Annotated in this window: 17 protein-coding genes, 9 tRNA genes, 2 rRNA genes and 2 pseudogenes; 28 read left to right on the forward strand and 2 right to left on the reverse strand. The window is 40.4% G+C overall.

Features of this window, described 5'->3' with window-relative positions; all coding sequences use genetic code 11:
• From EEJ45_RS15825 to EEJ45_RS15910, 18 genes and pseudogenes are all read left to right on the forward strand, one after another.
• A 23S ribosomal RNA gene (locus EEJ45_RS15825) occupies window positions 1-107 on the forward strand; the annotation flags it as partial.
• A gap of 91 nt (window positions 108-198) precedes the next feature.
• Window positions 199-314, forward strand: a 5S ribosomal RNA gene (rrf, locus tag EEJ45_RS15830).
• 157 nt (window positions 315-471) lie between these two features.
• Window positions 472-546: transfer RNA gene (locus EEJ45_RS15835), tRNA-Asn, on the forward strand.
• A 1-nt stretch (window position 547) separates the two neighbouring features.
• A tRNA-Thr gene (locus tag EEJ45_RS15840) sits at window positions 548-620 on the forward strand.
• Between the two features lie 16 nt (window positions 621-636).
• A tRNA-Glu gene (locus tag EEJ45_RS15845) sits at window positions 637-711 on the forward strand.
• A 5-nt stretch (window positions 712-716) separates the two neighbouring features.
• Window positions 717-792: transfer RNA gene (locus EEJ45_RS15850), tRNA-Val, on the forward strand.
• A 6-nt stretch (window positions 793-798) separates the two neighbouring features.
• Window positions 799-883 (forward strand) — tRNA-Tyr (locus tag EEJ45_RS15855).
• Window positions 884-929: 46 nt separating this feature from the next.
• Window positions 930-1,004, forward strand: a tRNA-Gln gene (locus EEJ45_RS15860).
• Between the two features lie 4 nt (window positions 1,005-1,008).
• Window positions 1,009-1,081: transfer RNA gene (locus EEJ45_RS15865), tRNA-Lys, on the forward strand.
• A 6-nt stretch (window positions 1,082-1,087) separates the two neighbouring features.
• Window positions 1,088-1,159 (forward strand) — tRNA-Gly (locus EEJ45_RS15870).
• A gap of 10 nt (window positions 1,160-1,169) precedes the next feature.
• Window positions 1,170-1,245: transfer RNA gene (locus EEJ45_RS15875), tRNA-Ala, on the forward strand.
• A 104-nt stretch (window positions 1,246-1,349) separates the two neighbouring features.
• Window positions 1,350-2,501, forward strand: coding sequence for a glycerate kinase (locus EEJ45_RS15880; RefSeq protein ID WP_124565772.1), 1,152 nt, complete (start codon window positions 1,350-1,352; stop codon window positions 2,499-2,501).
• Between the two features lie 353 nt (window positions 2,502-2,854).
• Entirely contained in the window at window positions 2,855-3,754 is a 900-nt protein-coding gene (rocF, locus tag EEJ45_RS15885; protein ID WP_124565773.1) for an arginase, read from the forward strand.
• A gap of 213 nt (window positions 3,755-3,967) precedes the next feature.
• Window positions 3,968-4,786: a diadenylate cyclase CdaA gene (gene cdaA / locus EEJ45_RS15890; RefSeq protein ID WP_124565774.1), complete on the forward strand. Its 819-nt coding sequence runs from the start codon at window positions 3,968-3,970 to the stop codon at window positions 4,784-4,786.
• On the forward strand, window positions 4,779-6,014 hold the full coding sequence (locus EEJ45_RS15895; RefSeq protein WP_164464311.1) for a CdaR family protein: 1,236 nt from the start codon (window positions 4,779-4,781) through the stop codon (window positions 6,012-6,014). Before cdaA ends, EEJ45_RS15895 begins: the two co-directional genes overlap by 8 nt.
• Before the next feature lie 28 nt (window positions 6,015-6,042).
• The gene (gene glmM, locus EEJ45_RS15900) at window positions 6,043-7,389 is read left to right on the forward strand and encodes a phosphoglucosamine mutase (protein WP_124565776.1); all 1,347 of its coding nucleotides are present in this window, start codon (window positions 6,043-6,045) and stop codon (window positions 7,387-7,389) included.
• A gap of 433 nt (window positions 7,390-7,822) precedes the next feature.
• Window positions 7,823-9,625, forward strand: coding sequence for a glutamine--fructose-6-phosphate transaminase (isomerizing) (gene glmS / locus EEJ45_RS15905; protein ID WP_124565801.1), 1,803 nt, complete (start codon window positions 7,823-7,825; stop codon window positions 9,623-9,625).
• Between the two features lie 513 nt (window positions 9,626-10,138).
• Window positions 10,139-11,027: pseudogene (locus EEJ45_RS15910) on the forward strand (IS3 family transposase).
• On the opposite strand, the gene EEJ45_RS15915 reads toward EEJ45_RS15910, so the two are convergent.
• On the reverse strand, window positions 11,011-11,391 hold the full coding sequence (locus tag EEJ45_RS15915; protein WP_124565777.1) for a DUF6444 domain-containing protein: 381 nt from the start codon (window positions 11,389-11,391) through the stop codon (window positions 11,011-11,013). The pseudogene EEJ45_RS15910 and the gene EEJ45_RS15915 overlap by 17 nt on opposite strands.
• A gap of 472 nt (window positions 11,392-11,863) precedes the next feature.
• Here EEJ45_RS15915 and EEJ45_RS15925 point away from each other — a divergent pair, with 472 nt between their 5' ends.
• The 5 genes and pseudogenes from EEJ45_RS15925 (at window position 11,864) to EEJ45_RS15955 (ending at window position 15,478) form a co-directional block, all read left to right on the forward strand.
• A complete protein-coding gene (locus EEJ45_RS15925; protein ID WP_245999973.1) occupies window positions 11,864-12,538 on the forward strand; it encodes a hypothetical protein in 675 nt (224 codons plus the stop codon).
• 132 nt (window positions 12,539-12,670) lie between these two features.
• Window positions 12,671-13,132, forward strand: coding sequence for a helix-turn-helix domain-containing protein (locus EEJ45_RS15930; RefSeq protein WP_124565779.1), 462 nt, complete (start codon window positions 12,671-12,673; stop codon window positions 13,130-13,132).
• A gap of 144 nt (window positions 13,133-13,276) precedes the next feature.
• Window positions 13,277-14,129 (forward strand): annotated as a pseudogene (locus tag EEJ45_RS18760) (IS3 family transposase); the annotation flags it as partial.
• Between the two features lie 293 nt (window positions 14,130-14,422).
• Window positions 14,423-14,860, forward strand: a complete 438-nt coding sequence (locus tag EEJ45_RS15950) for an Hsp20/alpha crystallin family protein (RefSeq protein ID WP_124565783.1) — start codon at window positions 14,423-14,425, stop codon at window positions 14,858-14,860.
• A gap of 381 nt (window positions 14,861-15,241) precedes the next feature.
• A complete protein-coding gene (locus EEJ45_RS15955; protein ID WP_124565784.1) occupies window positions 15,242-15,478 on the forward strand; it encodes a hypothetical protein in 237 nt (78 codons plus the stop codon).
• Window positions 15,479-15,952: 474 nt separating this feature from the next.
• Here the strand turns inward: EEJ45_RS15955 and EEJ45_RS15960 are convergent, their stop codons facing one another.
• Window positions 15,953-16,726, reverse strand: coding sequence for a P-loop NTPase family protein (locus EEJ45_RS15960; protein WP_124565785.1), 774 nt, complete (start codon window positions 16,724-16,726; stop codon window positions 15,953-15,955).
• Between the two features lie 148 nt (window positions 16,727-16,874).
• On the opposite strand from EEJ45_RS15960, the gene EEJ45_RS15965 reads away from it, so the two are divergent.
• From EEJ45_RS15965 to bacA, 5 genes are all read left to right on the forward strand, one after another.
• Window positions 16,875-17,588: a response regulator transcription factor gene (locus EEJ45_RS15965; RefSeq protein ID WP_124565786.1), complete on the forward strand. Its 714-nt coding sequence runs from the start codon at window positions 16,875-16,877 to the stop codon at window positions 17,586-17,588.
• Complete coding sequence (locus tag EEJ45_RS15970; RefSeq protein ID WP_124565787.1) at window positions 17,575-18,600, forward strand: sensor histidine kinase; 1,026 nt, start codon at window positions 17,575-17,577, stop codon at window positions 18,598-18,600. The genes EEJ45_RS15965 and EEJ45_RS15970 overlap by 14 nt, the downstream gene beginning before the upstream one ends.
• A gap of 74 nt (window positions 18,601-18,674) precedes the next feature.
• The gene (locus tag EEJ45_RS15975) at window positions 18,675-19,595 is read left to right on the forward strand and encodes an ABC transporter ATP-binding protein (RefSeq protein ID WP_124565788.1); all 921 of its coding nucleotides are present in this window, start codon (window positions 18,675-18,677) and stop codon (window positions 19,593-19,595) included.
• Window positions 19,588-20,313 (forward strand): ABC transporter permease, encoded by a 726-nt coding sequence (locus tag EEJ45_RS15980; protein WP_124565789.1) that lies wholly within the window; start codon window positions 19,588-19,590, stop codon window positions 20,311-20,313. The genes EEJ45_RS15975 and EEJ45_RS15980 overlap by 8 nt, the downstream gene beginning before the upstream one ends.
• A gap of 15 nt (window positions 20,314-20,328) precedes the next feature.
• A complete protein-coding gene (gene bacA, locus EEJ45_RS15985) occupies window positions 20,329-21,126 on the forward strand; it encodes an undecaprenyl-diphosphate phosphatase (RefSeq protein WP_124565790.1) in 798 nt (265 codons plus the stop codon).
• The last annotated feature ends 29 nt before the right edge of the window (window positions 21,127-21,155 follow it).

A 21,155-nucleotide genomic window follows, 5' to 3' on the forward strand; every position in this document is an offset into this window, starting at 1 on the left:
CGTCAAGCTAGTAAGATCCCTGAAAGATGATCAGGTTGATAGGTCAGAGGTGGAAGCGCGGTGACGTGTGGAGCTGACTGATACTAATCGATCGAGGGCTTAACCAAATATAAAAAGCAAAGGCGAGCGTGTAGCGAGCTAAAGCTAGATTACGAATACACTTTGTTATCCAGTTTTGAAGGAATATGCCTTCAAATGTCTAGTGATGATGGCAAAGAGGTCACACCCGTTCCCATACCGAACACGGAAGTTAAGCTCTTTTGCGCCGATGGTAGTTGGGACCTTGTCCCTGTGAGAGTAGGACGTCGCTAGGCATGATTATTCCGCAATAGCTCAGCGGTAGAGCACGAACGAATAATCTTCATTGATTAGTCTTCAGCGTACTGATCGAGCTGCTTCTTGAGTCATCTTTCTGAGATCAGGACGATCGGCTGTTATAAGAAGTATATATTAGGAATAAAACCTTAGCATTCCGCAATAGCTCAGCGGTAGAGCAATCGGCTGTTAACCGATAGGTCGTAGGTTCGAATCCTACTTGCGGAGCCATGCTTCCATAGCTCAGTCGGTAGAGCACTTCCATGGTAAGGAAGAGGTCACCGGTTCAAGCCCGGTTGGAAGCTATGCGCCATTTTTAATGGCCCGTTGGTCAAGTGGTTAAGACACCGCCCTTTCACGGCGGTAACACGGGTTCGAATCCCGTACGGGTCACCATATATGGAGGATTAGCTCAGCTGGGAGAGCATCTGCCTTACAAGCAGAGGGTCGGCGGTTCGAGCCCGTCATCCTCCACCATATATCGGAGGGGTAGCGAAGTGGCTAAACGCGGCGGACTGTAAATCCGCTCCCTCAGGGTTCGGCGGTTCGAATCCGTCCCCCTCCACCATTTTGTATAAAATTTGGACAACATGTCTAAAATAAAAACATATTGTTGGGCTATCGCCAAGCGGTAAGGCAACGGACTTTGACTCCGTCATTCGTTGGTTCGAATCCAGCTAGCCCAGCCATTATGAGCCATTAGCTCAGTCGGTAGAGCATCTGACTTTTAATCAGAGGGTCGAAGGTTCGAGTCCTTCATGGCTCACATTTTGCGGAAGTAGTTCAGTGGTAGAATACAACCTTGCCAAGGTTGGGGTCGCGGGTTCGAATCCCGTCTTCCGCTTACTTATAAAGGGGCCTTAGCTCAGCTGGGAGAGCGCCTGCCTTGCACGCAGGAGGTCAGCGGTTCGATCCCGCTAGGCTCCACCAATTACATATTATAAATGACAAGCTGTAGATTCAATAATGAATTTACAGCTTTTTTGTGTTTTCAATAAGATCTCTCTGTCATAATAAAGATGGAGGGATGAAAGATGAAAATTATCATTGCGCCGGATTCATATAAAGAAAGCTTAACAGCTATGGATGTGTGTAATGCGATTGAAGAAGGGTTCAAACAAGTATACTCAGATGCAACATACATAAAAGTGCCGTTAGGTGATGGAGGCGAAGGAACGGCCTCTCTTTTAACAGAAGCATGCGGAGGCACCTTTGTCTCTTGTAAGGTACATGACCCATTAGGAAGAGTTATAGAGGCTTTTTACGGTCTCTCACCAGACGGTAGCACCGCATTTATTGAGATGGCAGCCGCTTCCGGATTACATCTTTTATCGCCGAAGGAACGAAACCCGCTTATAACAAGTACATATGGTACAGGAGAGCTCATATTAGATGCTATAAATGCGGGTGTTCAAAAGATTATTTTAGGATTAGGAGGCAGCGCAACAAATGATGGGGGAGTCGGAATGGCTGCTGCATTAGGAGTACGGTTTTTAAATCGAAAGCGTAGCACTATTTCTTTAAATGGAGGCGGACTAGATGAGTTGGCTTACATTGATACATCTGCTTTAGATTCTCGACTAGCTTCTATTAAAATAGAAGCTGCTTGTGATGTGAATAATCCTTTGGTAGGAGAGAAAGGTGCCTCCTATATATTTGCTCCGCAAAAAGGAGCAACATCTACAATGGTTGAGCAATTAGAAAGAAATATGAGAAATTATGCTTATGTTCTCCAAGAATGTGTACAGCGAGATGTAAATGTCGCAGGGGCAGGTGCTGCAGGGGGAATGGGTGCGGGCGTTCTTGCTTTCCTAGGCGGAGAGCTGGTGCCTGGTATTGACCTCGTTCTATCTGTTTCTGGTATCGAGAAACACATGCAAGAGGCAGAGCTTCTTATTACAGGGGAAGGAAGAATTGATGCACAAACCATTCAAGGTAAAACGATTTCAGGTGTGGCTACATTGGCTGCACAATATGGTGTACCTGTAGTTGTAATTGCTGGCTCGGCCGATAATAATCATCAGGTTGTTTATAAGCATGGCATTGACGCGGTATTTAGTATCGTACCGGGAGCCATGTCTTTAGAAGAAGCATTACAAAATGCATACGAAAACGTGACTCTAACTGCAAGGAATGTAGCAGCTGTTTGGAAAATAGCGCAACAGAGCTTATATAAAGATAACTAGAAAAACTATGCACACCCAATAAGATGTTATAGCTCTTTCTTTTTCTTTCCCTTGGTATGTTAGGAAAAATATACAAGCTTATATAGCGTTAGTTAAAAGATGATACAAAAACGCCATTCTTGGCGTTTTTTTATTTGTACAAGGATATGAGAAAATGACTCAACACCTTTTTACATGTACAAAACACCTGTCTTTTTATGTAAAATTTTATTCATTTCTTATTATAAAATATAAATTAAATAAGGAAGCTTGTATAAATTTTCATGTATAGGTCGTGTTTTTATGCAAGAAAATGTCGAGTTGAACCATAATATAAAAAAGATTTAAAATATTTAGTGAACGGAGGGGGAAATATGAAGAAGAAAATTTCAATTATTGGTATGCCAATGGATTTAGGACAAACAAGACGCGGTGTTGATATGGGGCCAAGTGCGATTCGATATGCCGGGGTTGTGGATCGTATTAAAAGAATTGGCTATGAGGTTGAAGACCTTGGAGATATTGCTATTAATAGACCAAAACAATACGAGTTGGATGAAAATCAAAAGCTAAAAAACTTACATCAAGTTGTGGAAGCATGTCAGGAGCTTGCAGAAAAGGTTGACGATGTAATAGAAAGAGGAAGCTTTCCGCTTATTTTTGGCGGTGATCATAGTATGGCGGTGGGAACGCTTGCTGGAATTGCTAAACATAACAAAAATATCGGTGTTATCTGGTACGATGCACATGGGGATTTAAATACAGAAGAGACATCTCCTTCTGGCAATATTCATGGTATGTCATTGGCAGCTAGCTTAGGATACGGTCATCCACTTCTTGTAAATTTATATGGTGCGTATCCTAAAGTGAAAAAAGAAAACGTTGTCATTATTGGTGCCCGTGCTCTTGATGAAGGTGAAAAAGACTTTATTCGTGAAGAAGGCATAAAAGTATATTCTATGCATGAGATTGACCGTATGGGAATGGCAGCAGTTATGGAAGAAGCTATTGCTTATTTATCTCATACAGATGGTGTACATCTTTCATTAGATCTTGATGGTCTTGACCCGCATGATGCACCTGGTGTGGGCACACCAGTTATTGGTGGACTATCCTACCGAGAAAGTCATTTAGCAATGGAAATGCTTGCGGAAGCAGGAATTATCACATCTGCGGAATTTGTGGAAGTCAATCCAATTTTAGATGAAAAGAATAAAACAGCTGTAACAGCAGTTGCTTTAATGGGTTCACTGCTTGGCGAAAAATTAAAATAAAATCGGCCATAGGCCGATTTTTTTGTGTAAAAGAAAACTGTCGTTATACTGAATCAGCTAGTCTGAGGTTTGTACGTTGCATAATATATGGTATAATAAACTGAATGTAAGTGATGTAACATTTTAACAATACATATGAAACGCTATATAGAGCAGTATGTTTATTGTGTTCACTTATGATTGTAAATACATACTCATGGAGGAAGTGTAAGAATGCCTGAAGATATGTCTGTATTCTTAAACTATCTCAGCAAGGCAGTGGATATAGCCCTTGTATGGTTTGTTATATATAAGCTGATTATGCTGATTCGTGGGACGAAGGCAGTTCAATTATTAAAGGGAATCGCCGTTATTTTTATTGTGCGTATTCTTAGTTTTTTGTTTGAGTTACACACGTTAGAGTGGCTAATGGATCAGGCGCTTACGTGGGGATTTTTAGCAATTATTATTATTTTTCAGCCTGAACTGCGCAGGGCGCTAGAGCAATTGGGACGAGGAAGTTTGTTTAGAGGTAGCATCCAGGAGGAGACCGAAAAAGAAACCATAGTGAAATCTATTATTAAAGCAACGGAGTACATGGCTAAGCGGCGTATTGGCGCGCTTATTTCGATAGAGCGTGAGACCGGTATGAATGACTATATTGAAACTGGAATTTATATGGACTCTAAAGTTTCAGCGGAGCTTTTAATTAATATTTTTATCCCAAATACGCCTCTTCATGACGGTGCAGTAATTATGCAAGGTGACAAAATTAAAGCGGCAGCTTGTTATTTACCGCTATCAGAAAGTCCGTTTATTTCAAAAGAACTGGGTACTCGTCACCGAGCGGCACTCGGTATCAGTGAAGTAACTGATAGCTTAACAATTATTGTTTCCGAGGAGACAGGGCAGATTTCTCTGACAAAAAATAGTGAACTGCATCGTAACCTAAAGATAGAGCAACTAAATGAAATTTTAATGAAAGAACTAGATACAAATGAAAAAACCTCTTCTTCAGCTCTATGGAATTGGAGGAAAAAGCGTAATGGATAAGTTGATGGATAACCATTGGTTTTTAAAGGGACTTGCGCTACTGTTTGCTTTAATGTTATATACGGTAGCCAGTCTTGATAATGAGTCGCAAAGTAGCGGTATTACAGGTCTTCCCGTTGGTGAAGTGACGGAAACTTTAACAGATGTGCCTGTGACTGTTAACTATGATGAAGAAAAATATGTGGTAACTGGTGCACCTAAATATATCACTTTAACATTAGAGGGGCAAGGTAGTATAATTGCTGCGACCAAAATCAACAGGCAGTTTGAAGTATATGCGAACCTAAATGGCTATGAGCCAGGGGTATATGAAGTTAGACTGCAGCATGAAGGGATCAATGATAAAGTCAAAGTAAAGATTACGCCTCCTAAAATTAAAGTCACGATTGCTGAAAAGGTTAAAAAGCAATTTCCTGTAGAGGTTAGCTTTATTAACAGCAACCAGATGAAAGAAGGCTATAAAGCGGATAAGGTGGTAGTAAAACCAGCTTTTGTAGAGCTATCCGGCACAAAGGAGCAACTAGATAAGGTTGCAGCTGTTAAGGCGTATATTGATTTAAAAGGTGTAAATCAGTCTATTAATAAAGATGTGAAGGTCATCGTGTATGATCAAGATGGTAATCCTTTAGATATGCCAGCAGTACCGGCAACTGTAACTGTAAATGTACCTATTATTACGCCGGAAAAGAAGGTTTCTATTGATATTACCAAAAGAGGAACTTTGCCAGAGGGTGTTACACTGACCAGCATTACAGCAGAACCTAGTCAAATTACGTTATACGGACCTAAGGATATATTAGATGACATTGAAACATTAAATGGTATATTTGTTGATTTAGATAAAATTACAGGCAATACCAACCTAGAAGTATCAGTGCCGCTTCCTAAAGGAGTAACAAAAGCGTCAACTGATAAAATTAAGATCTTTGTGCAGGCGGAGAAACTGGAGAAGAAAACATTTTCTGATATTTCTATACGAGTTTTGGGACTATCGGAGAGTTTAAATGTAAACTTTATAGATCCTAAAAACGGGAAAGTTAGCGTTGATGCTACGGCAAATTCATCAGATTTAGATAAAGTAACGAGTGAACAAATACAGGTATCAATGAATACACAAGGTTTAGAAACAGGCATACATGATGTTCCAATTCAATTGAATGGAATTGATAATGTGAAATTAGATGTAAAACAAAAGACCGCAAGAATAGAAATTGTAAAAAAAGGTTAAGCGGACAACTTAAAGGAGCGATTGACAGATGGGAAAATATTTTGGTACTGACGGTGTCAGAGGTGTAGCTAACAGTGAGTTAACACCCGAATTGGCTTTTAAAATTGGGAGATATGGTGGATATGTGTTAACGAAAAACACAGAGAGACCTAAAATTTTAATTGGCCGTGACACGCGTGTATCTGGACATATGTTAGAAGGAGCCTTAGTTGCCGGCTTGTTATCCATCGGGGCTGAAGTAATGCGTTTAGGTGTTATTTCAACGCCGGGGGTTGCCTATTTAACAAAAGCCTTAGGAGCACAAGCGGGGGTTATGATTTCAGCTTCTCATAATCCAGTTCAAGACAATGGTATTAAGTTTTTTGGTCCAGACGGATTTAAACTTTCCGATGAGCAAGAGTACGAAATTGAAGAACTTTTAGAGAAAGAAATAGACGAACTTCCACGACCTGTTGGCAAAGACCTTGGTCAAGTCAATGACTACTTCGAAGGCGGTCAGAAATACCTTCAATATTTAAAGCAAACGATTGATGAAGACTTCTCTGGACTGCATGTTGCTTTAGACTGCGCGCATGGTGCAGCATCTTCATTAGCACCGTATTTGTTTGCTGATTTAGATGCAGATATCTCTACAATGGGTACTTCACCAAACGGTGTAAATATTAACGATGGTGTAGGTTCGACTCATCCAGAAGCTTTGGCAGCCTTCGTGAAAGAAAAAGGTGCAGATGTTGGGCTTGCTTTCGATGGCGACGCGGATCGTTTAATTGCCGTTGACGAGAACGGTGATATTGTAGACGGCGATCAAATCATGTACATTTGTGCAAAGCACATGAGTGAAACAGGTAAATTAAAGCATAATACAGTTGTATCGACGGTTATGAGCAATCTCGGATTCTATAAAGCAATTGAAGCGCAAGGTATGCAAAGTGCGCAGACTGCAGTAGGTGACCGTTATGTTATGGAGGAAATGAAAAAGGGCGGCTATAACTTAGGGGGAGAGCAATCCGGGCATATTATTTTCTTGGATTATATTACAACAGGAGATGGTATGTTAAGTGCCATTCAACTTGTAAATATTATGAAGGCGACAGGGAAGTCGTTATCACAACTTGCTGGTGAAATGAAAAAATTCCCGCAGCTTCTTGTAAATGTACGTGTAACAGATAAGCAACAAGCACTTAGCAATGAGCGTATTCAACAGGAAATTCAAGCTGTAGAAGCAGATATGAACGGTGATGGCCGTGTGCTTGTTCGTCCATCGGGCACAGAGCCTTTAATTCGCGTTATGGCTGAAGCACCTTCACAAGAGCTGTGTGAACAATATGTAAATCGTATCGTAGCGGTTGTAAAAGAAGAAGTAGGCGCTGAGTAAGCGCCTATTCTTATGAATACTATGCCAAGGAAGCACAACAAAGTCTTTCTCGGCATAGTATTCTTTTATATGCAGTAATTTTTTATTGACGTGTCACGCCCAATTACTGTAAAATTAATTTGTTCTTTTGCTCATTTTAGAACGTATAGCGCCAGAACTACTGTATGTAGTTGACGAGGAGGAGTTTATCGAAAATTCGGCGGATGGCTCCCGGTTGTTCATCACAACCGAAAGCTTGCATGTAAATCGTAGGGGTGACCTTACGGACAAAGGTGCAAGTGTGATGAGGGTAAAAGGACGATCAAACATATAACGAAGGGAAGGTGTAGCCGCTACGGGTCCCTCAAGCAGCCACAAAAAGACGACCTCGTTACAACGAGATATAAAAATGTTTTGTTTTTGTAGGGAAGGACTAGCGTACGGCGCCGCAACTATGTGTGGAATCGTTGGATTTATTGGACAGCAAGACGCCAAGGAAATTTTGTTAAAAGGTTTAGAAAAACTTGAGTATCGTGGATATGACTCCGCAGGTATCGCGGTACAAGCTGAGCAAGGTGTGGTTGTATTTAAAGAAAAAGGCCGCATTGCCATTCTTCGTGAGAGCGTTGATGCATCTGTGCATGCAACTGTTGGTATCGGACATACGCGCTGGGCAACACATGGCGTGCCAAGTAAAGTAAATGCGCACCCGCATCAAAGTACGTCTAAACGTTTTACACTTGTACACAACGGTGTTATTGAAAACTACGAACTACTGAAAAATGATTACCTGCAAGGTGTAACATTTGTAAGTGAAACAGATACAGAAATTATCGTACAATTAATTGAAAAGCATGTGAATGAAGGTATGGATGTTGAAGAAGCCTTTCGTCAAACATTAACATTGCTACATGGTTCTTATGCCATAGCATTACTTGATAACCAAAACCAAGACATCATTTACGTTGCAAAAAATAAGAGCCCATTGTTAGTCGGTGTCGGTGACGACTTCAACGTTGTCGCAAGTGATGCAATGGCAATGCTGCAAGTAACAAATCAATACATCGAACTAATGGACAAAGAAATGGTGCTTGTGACACGCGACAGCATCACAATTAAAAATCTAGCTGGTGAAACAATTGAGCGCGCGCCTTACACGGCAGAGCTTGATGCAAGCGACATCGAAAAGGGTACGTACCCGCACTTTATGTTAAAGGAAATCGACGAGCAGCCGCTAGTAATCCGTAACATCATTCAAAAGTACCGCAATGAAGCGGGGGAAATTGAGCTTGACGCAGATATTCGTAACGCTGTACTAGATAGCGACCGCATTTACATCATTGCATGCGGCACAAGCTATCATGCAGGTTTAGTCGGAAAGCAATTAATTGAAGGCTATGCGAAGGTACCAGTTGAAGTACACGTAGCAAGTGAGTTTTCTTACAATATGCCGCTATTGACTGAAAAGCCGTTCTTCATCTATATTTCACAAAGTGGTGAAACAGCGGATAGCCGTGCGGTGCTTGTACAAACGAACGAAATGGGCCACAAGGCATTAACAATTACAAACGTACCAGGTTCTACACTTTCTCGTGAAGCAGATTATACATTGCCATTATACGCAGGTCCTGAGATTGCGGTTGCATCTACAAAAGCTTACACAGCACAGATTGCAGTACTAGCAATCCTTGCGGCTGATATCGCAAAAGCAAAAGGCCGTACATTGGACTTTGATTTAACACAAGAACTAGGTTTAATTGCGAATGCAATGGAAGTACTTTGCGGACAAAAAGAAGAAATGGAAGCTATCGCACGTGAATTCCTTCCGACAACACGCAACTGCTTCTTCATTGGACGCGGCGTTGACTTCTTCGTCGGCCTAGAGGGCGCATTGAAGCTAAAAGAGATTTCCTATATCCAAGCAGAAGGCTTCGCAGGCGGCGAGCTGAAGCACGGTACAATTGCCTTAATTGAAAACGGCACACCTGTTATCGCCCTTGCAACACAGGAGCACGTAAATCTAGGAATTCGCGGCAACGTGAAGGAAGTAGTAGCACGCGGTGCAAATCCATGCATCATCTCTATGAAGGGCTTAGAAATGAACGGTGACCGCTTTGTATTACCGGCAGTACACGAGACACTGTCTCCGCTTGTATCGGTAATCCCGCTACAGTTGATCTCTTACTACGCAGCATTGCACCGTGAGTGTGATGTTGATAAGCCACGTAACTTGGCGAAATCGGTTACGGTGGAATAAGGGATTAGCTTGGTTGCCTCGCAACTGTCTAAACAGAATAATGTTTGCAGAATGTTAAAAAAGTCTGCTTAAGAAGAAAAAAGTTTGCAGAAAGTCTCGTGGGTATATCCAGAGTATGGGTATAATCACGGGGCTTTTTTATGTTTTTTGTGTGCTAACACAGGCTTTTGTGGGGATCAAGGTTTCCCTTACGGGGTTGTGCAATTCCTTCATTAAAACATCACAGGGGACGCTCCCTTATCTCTGTGAATTAGGGAGCACTGGAACGAATCCAATAAAGGGAAAGTCCACGTCCAGCAACGTGTAATACGCTCCAAGCAGTTCCTCGCCAATAAAAAATAAATAAATATATAAATAATTAGCATATGTGTGGGAAGTATGGGAATGACGGTGGTAAAGGAGAAACCGTACAGTACTATGAATAAGGCCGATTGATTGGATAGGCTACACTTAGTTGGACAGAAAAATTAAGGTCAAGTAGACTACAGTTAATACTATTAGGGAGAATCTACTATGACGAAAAAAGCTCGACGAACATTCACACCGGAATTCAAGCAACAGATCGTTCAACTATATCTTAACGGTAAACCACGAAAAGACATTATTCGCGAGTACGACCTTACACCCTCATCTTTGGATAAGTGGGTGAATCAACATCAAACGTCTGGATCATTCAAAGAAAAAGATAATTTGACGCCTGAACAACAAGAATTAAACAAACTTCGAAAAGAAATTAAGCAGCTTCAAATGGAGAATGACATTTTAAAGCAAGCCGCGCTGATACTAGGACGAAAGTAAATGTGATCAAGAACAATCAACACAAATACTCGATATCAGCAATGTGTAAAGTCCTACAACTTCCGAGAAGTACGTATTATTATGAAGCAAAAGAAAGATCTTCTGAGGATGACTTAACATCTAAAATTATTGAAGTTTTTCATGCAAGTCGCCAAAACTATGGAACTCGTAAGATTATGTATGTGTATTTGTCGATCTCTTTAACAGAGAAATCATTGGATGTAGCACAGGGCCTAACAAAGATGCGGCATTGGTTTATCGTGCGTTTGCCTCTATCCAGAAGGATCTTCGTAAGATTCAGTATTTCCATACAGATCGAGGAAGTGAGTTTAAAAACAAACTCATGGATGAAGCGTTACAGACGTTTGATATTAAAAGATCTCTAAGTATGAAAGGTTGCCCTTATTATAATGCCGTGGCAGAGGCAACGTTTAAAATCATCAAAACCGAGTTTATCAGAGGTCGACATTTCACTAGTCTGGAAGAGTTATCAAGAGAACTACAAGACTATGTGCATTGGTTTAATCATATTCGAATTCACGGAACACTAGGGTATTTAAGCCCAATTGAATACAAACTTGAACACCTTAAAAAAGTTGTCTAGTTTTGTGTTGACAATCCACACAACGATGATCCGGGTGATCGGTCATACGAAGCGTATGACCCGTGTGTCCCGGCTGTCCACCAGACTGCCGCCCTGTTTTCATGCGGGATGACTTTGGAATAGGAGCCCAGTCAGAAGAAGGCGGCAAATGGCTGTTAGTACTGTTTTTTTTACCCTGTGCTTCTAGCGTTTGAATACGTGCTTCTAACGTCTGAACCTTTTCTTCTAATTCATGATTCCGTTGAAGCAATGATTGAACCTGCGCTTCTAACTCTTGATTGCGTTGAAAGAGTGTCTGAATCAGCTGTACAATCTTGTCTGGTTTTGCATGGCAGGCAGTCAAAATTTCGTCTCGTGTCATCATCTTGTTCACCTCCTGTTTATCATGGTAGTACCATTCTTTACAGGAGAAAGGAAATCTAAAACACAAATCTATAAAACGTAACTATCAGCAAGCTGAATAGTTACACGAAATATTTATGAGAAAACGCCATCCTTTTAATAGATTACTAAAAAGGATAGCGTTTTCTCGTCCAGATAAATACATCGCCAGAATAGCTGGATGTGCGTGGGTTTTAATTATTTAGAAGGTGTTTTACCCCTAGAAATAAAATACAAGATTAAAATTACAACAAATAACGTGATGCTGACAACGCCTGTTAAGGATTCATTATGTGTTGAATAATTAACAATGGTAATGATCAATAAAAAAAGGGCTCCAATTAAAGGTAACTTCTCTTTCAAAAAACTCCCCCATTCAATATTAAAAGATTCCATTTTATATATAAATTTATTACAATATTATTATACCGTATAATTACATATGAGGAATAAGTATGAAGAAAAAGTTTATCCCTTTTCTAGCTTCTGTTTTTCTTTTAGGCTCCTTAGCACCGATGACTTCAAATGCAGCCGAATCACTGTATTCAGTGCAATCTGTGCAAGCAAGGGATCTTACACCGCAAGAGCTCTCAGTTGATAACAAAATTTTCGAACAATCAGAATCATTATTTGGAGCAATTGAAAATATTCCAGACAGCGTTGTAGAGCAAGGACCACAGGCAACTGCTCAATGGTTACAAAATGAAACCGGTTATATTGTGACAGTAGATTCTCAAGAAACTTTGCGTTTTAGTGAAACATCTTCTACAGAGCTTGTTGATAATCAGGAAGGTATTGACCCTAACACTCCTGCAAAATTTTTAAAACCTACTGATCCCCAGTACGGTGTAGCAGCATGCGTCGGAGCTGTTGGAGTTGCACTCGTTAGTAATGGACTACCATTTTCAAAGATTCTAAAAGTTAAGTCTGCTATTAAGGCACTTGGTGGAACTGCGAATGCAGTATCTAAGATTAAAGGTTTATATGATTCTTATCGTTGGAATGGTTTTTCTAGAAGTGATTCTATCAGAAAAGCCTTAAACGGTGCATCAGGTGGATTAGCAGCAGATCTGAAGTCTGCTCTTCTTGACTTCTTCAACTTGAGTAATGTTATCGCAAACTGCTTCTAATTTTTTGGTTAGTTAGCCAAAGGTTAATATACATATCAATTACAAAATTATGAGAAAGAGCCATAACTCGGTTATATATGAACTGCACCCCGATTGTTAGACACGCCTAACAATCGGAGGTGCAGTTTTTCTATGACCAAATATACGTTAGAGACCAAACTAGGGGTCGTTCAAGATTACTTAGAGGGGAAAGATTCCTATAAGGGTGTAGCCCGCAAGCATAGAGTGACAGAGAGTATGGTGGCGAAATGGGTAAAACGATTTCGTCACCATGGTCTGGAGGGGCTTCAAAAACAGTATACAAACCACTCCTTGGAGTTTAAAATGGACGTACTGAATTACTTGGAACGAACAGGGGCGTCCATTAATGAAACTGCACTTGTCTTTAACATTCCTTCTGACAGTACGGTATGGAAGTGGAGGGAATTGTTTGAAGCAGGAGGACTGGACGCTCTACAACCAAAGACAAAGGGGCGTCTGTTTTGTGCAATGAAAAAGTGCAGAGTTGTGCAGTATATTAAATTCATTTTGTTGATTAAATATTCATTTGTGGTCGCTGAGGGTGGGCTTGACATGGAGCCTCTACAGGCATGATCCTCCTGCCAAGAATCCAGCCATTAAAGGGATTGGCAGAACCGACACAAGTCTATCATGCCTGCCACTCCACGTAAAGCCCTGGTGCATACCAATGAATAGGAATTCTGCAATATTCTGCACTTTTATTCTGCAATAAACAGGCGTCCATCCATGAAGAAAAAAGAATCTAAAAACCAACCTATACCAGGCTCTGTAGAGGCACTACAAGCAGAGAATGAACTCTTACGGGCGGAGAATGCCTACTTAAAAAAGTTACAAGCCTTAATTCAAGAAAAGGAAACGTTACAGACCAAGATAAAGCGCAAATAATTTATGAGTTAAGGCAGAAATATAGGGTCATTGATCTTGTGAAGATCGCCTGCATAGCACGCAGTACGTATTATTATTGGGTGAAACAGATGGGGCTGAAGAGCCTCGTACGCATGAAGAAATACCGTTCCTATCGAGGTAATGTCGGGAAGGTTGCCCCGAATCTTTTGGAACGTAACTTTATGGCCACGAGACCAAATGAGAAGTGGGTGACGGATGTAACCGAGTTCCACTTGCACGGGGAGAAACTCTACCTCTCGCCTGTCTTAGACCTGTATAACGGAGAAATTATTGCGTATAACGTCAAGTCTCGGCCTGTGTATGAACTCGTCTCAGAGATGTTGGACCTGGCTTTTGAGCGCCTTCCAGAAACACACTCTCTCATTCTGCATTCTGACCAGGGTTGGCACTATCAAATGGCGCAGTATCAAACGGCATTGAAGGAGCAAAACATCCAACAAAGCATGTCCCGCAAGGGCAATTGCCTCGATAATGCCGTGGCAGAGGCAACGTTTAAAATCATCAAAACCGAGTTTATCAGAGGTCGACATTTCACTAGTCTGGAGAGTTATCAAGAGAACTACAAGACTATGTGCATTGGTTTAATCATATTCGAATTCACGGAACACTAGGGTATTTAAGCCCAATTGAATACAAACTTGAACACCTTAAAAAAGTTGTCTAGTTTTGTGTTGACAATCCAGGGTTTGAGGGGGATTAGAGAGGGGGAGGGAGTAGGAACGGTATTATTTTGTGGGGACAGAAATACGGAAACGACTTTCTTAGGTGGATACACAAGATACAACAGGATTTCGCAATGGAAAGTGAAAATGAAACAAGTGGGGGAATATTATGATTTGCCGACATAGTAGATAGTAAGGTGTTGTTAATTTAGTTTTAATAAAAACGTAAGGAAGTATATTCTTTTAAATGATTGAAATACTATCCTTGTATTAAAAACAAGGAGGATGTTATAAAATGGCATTATTACCATATGATTCATTCAGACAACTTTCAAATATGAGAAGGGAATTTGACCGTATTTTCTCTGATTTTCCAATTTCCTTTGAAAATGAGCAGGTATTAGGAAGCATCCGAGTGGATGTTCATGAAACGGCAAATGAAGTTGTGGCAACATGTGATATTCCTGGGCTTGAAAAAAAGGAAGATGTTGATATCGATATTGAAAACAATAGATTAAGCATCAGTGGTTCTATTAATCGTACCAATGAAATTAAAGAGGAAAATATGTTTAGAAAAGAACGCTTTGCAGGTCGCTTTAGCAGAATGATAACACTTCCAAGTCCTGTTTCACATGAGGGTGTAAAAGCAACCTATAAAAATGGTGTCCTTGAAATAAAAATGCCGAAAATTGTAAAAGACACTAAAAAGAAAGTAGATGTAGATTTCCATTGATATTATTATCAACAATGATGTTCTTATCTCTTGGTAACCAAGTTCTTCCCTCATAATTCGAGTTTGTACCTGTGGTAATATATGTGCATCTCGTTATTCAAATGAATCTGAATCGGGGACCTACCATTGGTACGTCTCCCGGTTCTTTTTTAATAAACCATTTCATAAAAGCAGTTAACCAGGGCAAATTTTCTCCATATTTTCGTGCTGAATCGGTCATTACTCTTTTGAGTGGAAAAAGCCTGATTGAGCTGATGTGAACTACTCACCACTTAGCTTTGCTTGAAGAGGGAGGCTTCCTTCAGAATTATGTTAAATTGTACCTCTAAGTCCGCAAGTTTTAGCGGAACAAGTAAGGCGTGGTGATATTGTAAGTGTAAATTGTCAGGTAACATATTAGAAACTTTCTTTGAGATACAACATAAAAAGAAAGTATTAGGTGTAATTGATACAGGAAAAGTAAATGCTACACAAATATTAGGAACAACGTCTGCTACGTTTGGTATTGATGAATACACATTGAAAGCAGATATGAAAGTCACGGTTCACAAATATGAGTACATACTTCATCACATTGATATTTCTGAATTTCTGCCATTCTTTAAAGAAATAATATAACAGTTAGATTTGAATTGGGCATTGGTACTGGAGGATTTAAGCTCTACTTTGGACAAGAAAGGGGAGCTTTATGGTCAAGGTTTTGACGTTGGGGTGTTTTTCCGTCGCATAAAGAAAGGAGAAGAATAATTTATTTACATTCGCTAGAATACCATCAGCAATTGTTGTAATAGTATTAATTACCTTATCATTTTTTGTTTCAATAAAAATGTCTGAAAGAATCTACTTTATTGTATTCATTGTGGTATGTTGGATGAGGTTACAGATTGTCGCTACGTTGCTACAAAAATGTCGTAATAAAATATGATGTAAAGCGCAATGGTGCTTGGAACATAGGAATTCGTTTTGCAATAAAAGTCATAGTCTCTAAGGTGATATGTAGACGAGCATCTTTGATTTATTAATAAAATAAGCGATTGCTGTTTTTAAGTAGGTATACAGTAAGACACTTTAAAAACGAAAAATCCGGCTCACTTACAGCAAGTCGGATTTTACTGTTATATACTCCTCCACCAGTTCTCTCGGTGTTCGCTCCGAGCGCTCGTTTTCAATGACCACTGAAGATATAGGCAATTTTCCTAACACCTCAACCTCTCTTCGCTTTCGTTCCTCCAGCACTGTGACCGTACCGTCAATCCCATTTAAGCCAAGGCTTTTGCCATATCTACGCTCTGTATAGTACGCTACAAATCCGTGCTGCCAGCCTTCTGGGCGCTCTTTATAAACGTCTAAGAAGGATTGCTTTACGTTTTGGTGGGACAGGTAATATACCACTGGATTGAGTGGCTGAATGATAGCAGCGATGCTTTGAATATAAGCCTCGATTTCTTCATGCGGTACATTTTGTGAGATCATGCCGATTGTAAACGGATTTTGCAACAAGGCACAGTCAAATAGGTAGACTGTATCTTCTGCCAAGGCTTTTGCAGCAAAGCGCTCCCAGCGTCTTAGCATGAGCGCCGCGTGCTGCGCGAATGGCATTTCGTATATGTCAAAGGCCTGAAGCTCGGGTATGTTTTCGTAGCGAACAAACCAGCCGTCTTCAAAGCGGTCAACGATGCATTCTTCTGCGATTGTGAAGCTTTCTAGCTGCGCAAGCGGTACCCATGCGGTCATGTCAAAGTCGACAGGATGATTTGCAGCTGCTTCGTGATAATATTTGATGCTCAGATATGCATCTGCGATGGCTTCCGAAAAGGAGCTTTTTCCGGTACCAGGTAGGCCTTCTACTAAAATTAACTTGTGCATATAAGTCCTCCTAAAAGCTGTATATAGTACGTTTCTATATTTATATCTTATAATCCTTCTCAATCTTATCTTGCGGCGTGACATTTCTTTAGATATCCTATCCTAAGGAGATGTTTTTTTATGGAAATTAACAAAAGCGGGTGAAGATATGGGAGAGATTCGCATTTTAGTAGCGGAAGACGATAAGGAGATTCGTGACTTAGTGCGCCGGTATTTGGAGCGAGAAATGTACCAAGTTGATACGGTAACAAATGGAGAAGAGGCTCTTCGTTTATTTCAGGAACATACATATAATTTAGTGATGCTAGATGTTATGATGCCGAAATTAGATGGTATGGAAGTATGTCGACAAATTCGTGCCCATTCTAATGTGCCGATTATGATGCTGACAGCTAAGGACCATGAAACGGATAAAGTGCTCGGTCTTGGTGTTGGAGCGGATGATTATATTACCAAGCCATTTAGTATTAACGAAGTAATCGCCAGAGTCAAAGCATTAATGAGACGGTTTTTAGTGCTAGGAGGCGAAGGACGTTTGGCAGACGAAAGCTTACAGTGCGGGGAGATTACAATTGATTTGAAAACATATCAGGTTACCGTTCGGAAAGAATCGGTATCATTAACAGCGAAAGAGTTTGAATTACTTAAGTTTTTTATGTCTCAGCCAGAGCGTGTATTTACGAAAGTACAGTTGTTTCGCCAAGTATGGGGGAGTGGCTACATAGAAGATGACAATACGGTAATGGTACATATTCGCAAGCTGCGCAAGAAAATTGAACTAGATCCTTCGCATCCTCAGTACATTCAAACAGTATGGGGAATTGGATATAAGTTTACAGGTGGAAACAATGAAGATAGATAAGGTGCAAAAGCTGATTCTAGCACAATTTCTTTTGACTATATGCTTGGTAATTATGGATGTATATCATGTTCCCGCTGGTATATGGAAATGGGGTATATTTGCAGGTGTTTTTTCTATTATAGTAGTTTTGTTTTTCGAGCGAAGTCAGTATAAGACAAGGTTGCAGGAATTAAATGTGGTGCTTAAGCGAGCGATGAACGGACACCCGACAAGAGTGCTGACCAATCGGGATGTACTATGGAACGAGGTGATTTTCTCTATCAACGAATTGATTGAAAGCTATGAGCGTGTCTATGCGCAATCTGTACAGGAACAGGTGGCAAGAAAGCAGCTTTTCGCTAGTATGTCACATGATATTCGTACGCCTCTTACTTCCATTATTGGATATATTGATGCGATAAAGGATGGTGTAGTGGCGTCAACAGAAGAACGACAATCTTACCTAGAAATCGTCTCTAAGAAGTCTATATCTTTAAAAAAATTAATTGATGAGATGTTTGAGATTGCAAAAATCGATGCTAACGAAATGTCTTTTCAGATGGAGCCGCTGGACTTAGCGGAGTTAACGAGAGAAGTGCTTATTACGTTTGTACCGCAAATCAATGAATTGCAAATAGTCCCTCATATTGATGTACCAGAACAACCATGTATCATAGAAGGGGATTATATGAGCTTGTTAAGAATGATAGAAAATGTCGTGAAAAATGCTGTGCAGTATGGATATACAGGCGGTGTGCTCGGTGTGACATTACGAGAACACAAAGATGTGTATGAGCTGCTAATTTGGGACAAGGGGCCTGGTATACAGGAAGAGGATCTACAGCGCGTATTTCATCGCATGTACCGGGGTGATGCTGCTAGAACGCAAGCTAACAGCGGAAGTGGTCTAGGTCTTTCCATTGCGAAGGCACTTGCCCAAAAACATGGCGGCAGCATATGGGTAGAAAGTATACCTTGGGAGTGTACGACATTTGGTATTATCATCCCTAAACATGATTTAAGAGATTTTTAAGAAATTGTTAAAAGCCAATTAAAATCCGCTTCTTATAATATAAATATGAATTTCTTCAAAGGTGGGAGAAAGAAGTGGCAACGATTTTAAAAACAGAGAGCCTAACCAAAGCGTACGGTGAGCAGCGCTCAGTTGACAATCTAAGCATAACGGTGAAACAGGGAGATATTTATGGCTTTTTGGGCAGGAATGGAGCAGGAAAAACAACGACTATCCGCATGCTGCTTGGTTTAATTCAACCGACTGCTGGAAGTATTGAAATATTTGGTGAGGAGCTGCAACGCAATAAAAAAAGTATTTTAAAAAGAATTGGCTCTATCGTTGAGGTGCCGGGCTTTTACGAAAATTTGACGGCAAGAGAGAACTTGCAGATTCATGCGAGAATTGCGGGCGTGCATAAAAAGACTGCGATGGATGAAGTGCTCGAGTTAGTTAGTTTGCAGCATGAAACGAAAAAGCTTGTGGGTGCATACTCGTTGGGAATGAAGCAAAGACTTGGTATCGCAAGAGCGCTACTACATTACCCGGAATTGCTGATTTTAGATGAACCGACAAATGGATTAGATCCTATTGGTATTAAAGAAATGAGAAGGTTAATTAAAGGCTTGGTAGAGGAAAGAAAGATTACAGTTTTTATATCCAGTCATATCTTGTCTGAAATCGAACAAGTAGCTAATCATATTGGCATTATCCATAAGGGAAAGCTTCTACAGGAAATTGACTTTAAACAGCTAGCTAAATTAAATCGTAAATACCTAGAGTTTACTGTTTCTCACGAAGCAAAAGCGGCCGTTCTTTTAGAAACAGAGCTTTCTACGTATGATTACGAGATAAGAGGTGAGGGGAATATTCGCATATATTCTCACCTGGGGCAGCAGGCCCAAATTAATACTTTATTTGTTCGAAATGGCATTGAAGTATCCAAAATAAATATGAGTGCCGATCGATTAGAGGATTACTTTACAAAGCTAGTGGGAGGCGGGGAGATTGGGTGACTTGGTGTATACAGAGTTATTGAAGCTCAAACGTTCTTCTATGTTTTTGATTAGCGTGCTTGGCGCCATGGTTGCACCGTTTATGATTGTCGTGGCTGCTCATGTGCAAACATCAGGTCCGAGAGCCGATTTTCGAGAGCTTTTTTATCAGACGAATTTATATACGGTGCTTGTGCTTGGAGTAGCTCTATATGGCGTTGTTGCTGCATATTTATTTCATCGCGAGTATGTGGAGGATACGCTCAAGCATATCTTGACTATTCCAGTATCAAGAGGAAATTTCATTATTAGTAAATTTGCTGTGCTGCTTCTTTGGATTATAGTCCTTACAGGAATTGCCTGGCTACTTACCTTATTATTAGGCCTTCTTTTTCGGTTTGATGGTTTGAGCTGGAACCTGCTTGTTTTTTCTTTCAAGCAGTTTTATGTCGGTGGTTTATTTTTATTCATTCTGTCACCACCGGTAGTTTTTGTGACTTTAGTGATGAAGAATTATGTTCCGCCTATTATTTTAGCGATTGTAATTACAATGATGAATGTAATGGCAGGAAACTCTGAACATAGAGGGTTGTTTCCTTGGTCAGCAGCGGGAGACATCGCAAATCATACATTACTTGATACGTATCCAGCAGTATATTCCTATAGTGCGATTGCGGCTGTAGCAATCCTTGGTTTTGGTGCTGTTATGTTATATTTTCAAAAAACAGATATTCAGTGATAGAGGAGACAGGATATGACGGATTTGTGGATTGCTTTTGTGATGGGGATTGTAGAGGGACTCGCAGAGTTTCTACCAATCTCGTCGACAGGGCATTTAATACTAGTAGGTCATTTGTTAGGATTTGAGGGAGAACGGGCAAAGACATTTGAAATTGTGATTCAGCTCGGCGCTATTTTAGCAATTACTGTGTTATACCGTAATCGCCTCGTGTCTCTTTTCAATATAAAGCCAATTTTACAGCGTGAAAAAAAGTTTAATGCTCTGCATATTTTAATGGGTATTTTACCGTTTGGCACAGTGGGTGTTCTATTTCATGACGCCATTAAAACCTATTTGTTTAGGCCGGAGACTGTGGTGATTGGTCTTTTGGCGGGAGCGGCATTGATGCTAGTTGCAGAAAAGAAAAAGCCAATCCCGACAACGCATACTTTAGATGAGATGACATATCGCCAAGCGCTGCTGATTGGTTGTTTCCAGTGCTTTGCAGCATGGCCTGGGTTTTCGAGAGCGGGTTCTACCATTTCTGGCGGCTTGTTAAGTAAGGTAAGCTATAAAGCAACGGCAGAATTTTCATTCTTAGTCGCCCTGCCGGTAATGGTAGGTGTGACTGGTTTAGATTTGTTTAAGAGCCGAGAGCATTTGGATGTTGCTGATATTCCTATGTTCTTGGTTGGCTTTGGCACTTCGTTTGTTGTAGCACTTTTAGCGGTGGTTACTTTTTTAAAGTGGCTAGAAAGACTCGGTTTAACACCGTTTGCTTATTACCGTATTGTATTAGCTGTGTTATTTACGGTTTTTGTATTACTGTAAAAAGGGTGCAACTTTTATGCACCCTTTTT

Origin of the sequence: Ectobacillus antri (genome assembly GCF_003852715.1) — a bacterium.
GTDB classification, from domain to species: Bacteria; Bacillota; Bacilli; order Bacillales; family Bacillaceae_G; genus Ectobacillus; species Ectobacillus antri.